Source organism: Litorivivens sp. (assembly GCF_041625495.1).
Lineage (GTDB): Bacteria > Pseudomonadota > Gammaproteobacteria > Pseudomonadales > Spongiibacteraceae > Litorivivens.
Map to the genome: position 1 here is coordinate 1 of NZ_JBFJTH010000236.1, position 4,283 is coordinate 4,283.

General features: G+C 54.5%; 3 protein-coding genes. 2 read left to right on the plus strand and 1 reads right to left on the minus strand.

From position 1 onward, the window contains the following. Positions 1 to 268: 268 nt before the first annotated feature. Positions 269 to 1,489 (plus strand): amidohydrolase family protein, encoded by a 1,221-nt coding sequence (locus ABYP39_RS17640; RefSeq protein ID WP_372748286.1) that lies wholly within the window; start codon positions 269 to 271, stop codon positions 1,487 to 1,489. Between the two features lie 75 nt (positions 1,490 to 1,564). On the opposite strand, the gene ABYP39_RS17645 is transcribed toward ABYP39_RS17640, so the two are convergent. Further along, positions 1,565 to 2,161, minus strand: a complete 597-nt coding sequence (locus ABYP39_RS17645; RefSeq protein ID WP_372748285.1) for a DUF2780 domain-containing protein — start codon at positions 2,159 to 2,161, stop codon at positions 1,565 to 1,567. Between the two features lie 256 nt (positions 2,162 to 2,417). On the opposite strand from ABYP39_RS17645, the gene thrS reads away from it, so the two are divergent. Further along, positions 2,418 to 4,283: threonine--tRNA ligase (thrS, locus tag ABYP39_RS17650; RefSeq protein ID WP_372783907.1), on the plus strand; the 1,866-nt coding region annotated here is incomplete at its 3' end.

Genomic DNA, 4,283 nt, shown 5'->3' on the forward strand with positions numbered 1-4,283 from the left:
CTGGCGGCCGCAGTCTGGCAGTTTCGCCGAGACCTGGAGGAAATGGGTGCCCGACTGGACAGTATCGCCAAAAGGCGGCTGGATCGCGCCGCGAGTGCACATAGCCTGGGGCGGCAAAAAGGGCAGTAATTCGCCAAGCCTTTATTCCTACCAAAGTGTAATGACGCCTGTGTTGAAAAAAGTAGAACGCTGTGTAACTTTAGCAACATCTACCCCACAATAATGAAGATGTGCAGGGCTACTGTCGCTGTCATAGCAGGAGTGTTTTATGGATCGCTATATCGTTATCTCATCGGATTGTCATGCGGGCCTGCCGCCCGAGAAGTACCGTGACTACCTGGACCCGCAATACCGAGAAACCTTTGACATGGCGTTGCCCATCCAGATTGAAATGACGGAGAAAGCTGAGCAGAGCTTTCTGATCAAAGAGATCAACGATGAATGGCGAGCGGGCGTGGAGCATGGCCTGCACGGCGCCTGGGATCACGATCAGCGCATCAGAATGCTGGACGAAGACGGTATTGCCGGTGAGGTGGTTTTTGTAGACGGTATTACGGAGCGCAACAGTCCGCCCTTTGGTGCCGGCTTGGGTTTGCCTTCGGATGAGACGATTGTGCCGGAGCTGCAGTGGGCCGGTGCCCGCGCTCATAACCGCTGGCTGGCGGAGTTCTGTTCGCAGTCTCCTGAGCGGCATGCCGGAGTGGCGTCGATTCCCCTGCTGTGGGATATCGAAGAGGCGGTGAAAGAAGTGCGCTGGGTGAAGGAAAGCGGCCTGAAAGCTGTATTGATTCCGCTGTCTACTGGGCCTTTTGAGCCCTATCACCACGTGAAGTACGACCCCTTTTGGCGGGCCTGTGAAGATCTCGGCATCATTGTTAACTTCCACTCCGGTGGTGCGATGACCAAGGAATACTTCGGTAAAAACTTCCCTGAAGAGGCGCCGGACGACTACCCCGGCGGCATGGGTGTGTATGTTTCCGAGGTCTTCTTCTGGACCTACCGTCCGCTGACTTTCATGATCTGGGGTGGTGTGTTTGAGCGCTTCCCGAAACTCAAGGTTGCGGTTACTGAAACCGGTACTAGCTGGATGTTGCCGCCTTACCTGCAGTTGTTGGATCACAATTACCACGACGTGCATTTCTCGGCCAAACTGGGCGATTTTCGTTCGCACTTGTCGATGTCCCCGACCGACTACTTCAAACGCAACGTTGGTATTGGGGCTTCGTGCATCCCGCGCAGCGATATGAAATACCGCCACGATATGGGTATTGATCAGGTGATGTGGGGCAGCGACTATCCGCACCCGGAAGGTACTTGGCCGAGCACCCGTGACGCCATGATCGATACCTTCCACGGTTTGCCGGATGAGGAAGTGACGAAGATGCTGGGCGAGAATGCCATCAAATTCTACGGTTTTGACCGGGAGAAGCTGGTGCCGATTGCTGAGCGGATTGGACCCACCAAGGCGGAAATCAAACCCGCCGCATGATGCTTTGACAACAGGGCGAACCCCTGCAACGCGGTGCTATTGCGTTGCAGGAGTTCGCCCTGTTTTGCGTTGGGGCTAGAGTATCCCACCCATTGCGCTGCTCAGTAGGGTGCTGGCCTCGCCATTACCGTTCTGCTGTAGATAGCTGCTCCCCACTTCGGTGAACTTGGGAATCATGTCGGCACCCATGCCGAGCGATTTAAACTGCGATACAAGCTCTGAGCCCGCTTTCGCCTGCGGGCTGTATTTTGATGCCATATCCATGGCGCTGCCCATCATGCCGCCACCTCCGGTCGCTGCGCTCACCGCAGGCGCAGCTCTCATTAGCGTTTCGACACCAGGTATTGCTTTGGCGATGGTGGCAAATTCGCTATTTGACAGGAGGGTTTGCGCTGCCTGTAGTAGTGAGCCCATACCGCCTGCTGCCTGGGCGCCGCTGACGCCCAATGACTGCGAAAGTAGCGGTAGTAGCTGCATCCCGGTTGCTGCCATTGATGACGAGGCGCTTGCTGAGCTTTCAGCGGCAGGGGGTGGGGGCTCTTTGTTTGGTTCAGTGGCGGGCTCTGGCGCAGCTTCTTTGCTGTCGCCACCTCCGAACAGGCTATCCCAAAAACCCGCCTGGGCAGGAAGGCTAAGTGAACTGATGAGGGCAATTACTGCTAACTTCTTCATGGTTGAGAATACTCGTGGGGGAAGGGGCGTTGGTGCTGGTTTAAGATTAGACAGCTATTGTCGGTTGCGCCACTGTAATCAATAGGCGCAGATGCACTATGCTCACGTCGTACTTTGCTTGATTGCGCCGGCTTCAATCCGGATAATGGCCGGCTCGATACCAATTCATCATTTTCATCGTTATTGTGCCTCTTGTGGCGCAGTCGCCATAGCATGTGGCCTTTGGTAGGGGCCACCACTGGATTAAGGATACACAATGCCTGTTGTTACCCTCCCTGACGGAAGTCAGCGCTCCTTCGATAACCCAGTTACTGTTGCCGATGTGGCTATGGATATTGGCCCCGGACTGGCAAAGGCCGCCCTGGCTGGCGTCGTAGATGGGCGTGAAGTAGATACCAGTTATACCATCAATGAAGACGCTCAGCTGGCGATCATCACTGACCGTGATGAAGCGGGCCTGGAAGTGATTCGCCACTCAACCGCCCATTTGCTGGCAATGGCGGTACAGGATCTTTTCCCGGGTGCTCAGGTCACCATTGGCCCAACGGTGGAAGATGGCTTCTATTACGATTTTGCCTTTGAGCGTGCGTTTACCCCTGAAGATCTGGAAGCCATTGAAAAGCGCATGGGCGAGCTGGCGTCGGAAGATTTACCTGTTCAGCGCCTGGTGATGGACCGCGATGAGGCGGTAGAAGCCTTCAAAAAGCTTGGTGAAGACTACAAGTGCGAAATTATTCGCGACCTGCCGGCTGGCGAGGAAATCTCCGTCTACAAACAGGGTGACTGGATGGATCTCTGCCGAGGTCCGCACGTTCCTTCTACCGGTAAATTGAAAGCCTTCAAGCTGACCAAGGTGGCCGGTGCGTATTGGCGTGGCGACAGCAATAACGAAATGCTGCAGCGGGTTTACGGCACAGCCTGGCGCAACAAGAAGGAATTGAAGGCCTACCTGACCAGGCTGGAAGAAGCTGAAAAGCGCGATCACCGTAAAATTGGCAAGAAGCTCGGCCTGTTCCACATGCAGGAAGAGGCGCCGGGAATGGTTTTCTGGCACAGCAAGGGCTGGACCGTCTACAAAACCATTGAGCAGTACATGCGTGAACAGCAAAACTGGAATGGCTACGAAGAGATTCGTACACCCCAAGTGGTTGATCTGTCGCTGTGGGAAAAGTCGGGGCATGCCGACAAGTTCGGCGACGATATGTTTATGTTGAAGGCAGAAGAGCGCGAGTTTGCGGTCAAGCCTATGAACTGCCCCTGCCATGTGCAGGTTTTTAATCAGGGGCTGCGCAGCTACCGCGACCTGCCATTGCGGCTGGCGGAATTCGGCTCGTGCCACCGCAATGAGCCCTCGGGTTCGCTGCATGGCATCATGCGGGTGCGTGGATTTACCCAGGACGATGCCCACATCTTCTGTACTGAAGAGCAGATTCAGTCTGAAGTTGCTGATTTTATTGATTTTCTCCACAGCGTTTACGACGATTTTGGCTTTACCGAAGTGATTTATCGGCTATCGACTCGCCCGGAAAAGCGGGTAGGCAGCGATGAAGATTGGGATCGTGCGGAAAAGGCACTGGCCGATGCTCTGGATGCTAAAAGCCTGCCGTGGGAAGAGCTGCCCGGTGAGGGTGCCTTTTATGGGCCGAAAATTGAGTTTTCCCTGAAAGACTGTATTGGTCGGGTTTGGCAGTTGGGTACAATTCAGGTGGATTTCTCCATGCCGGGTCGTCTTGGCGCTCAGTATGTGTCAGAAGGTGGTGAGCGAAAAACACCGGTTATGTTGCATAGAGCCATTCTTGGGTCTTTTGAGCGTTTTATCGGCATTTTGATCGAGCATTATGAGGGGGCTTTCCCCACCTGGCTGGCGCCGACTCAGGCGGTTATCTGTAATATCACCGATAATCAGGCCGATGCGGTCAAAAAATTGGAAAATTTCTTGGCTCACAAGGGTTTCCGGGTAAACGCGGACTTGAGAAATGAGAAGATCGGCTTTAAAATCCGCGAGCACACTATTCAAAAGGCTCCTTATATCCTCGTGGTAGGCGATAAGGAGGTTGAGAATCAAACCGTGGCCGTACGTGCGCGTCAGGGCGAGGATCTTGGAACCATGACTTGGGACCAG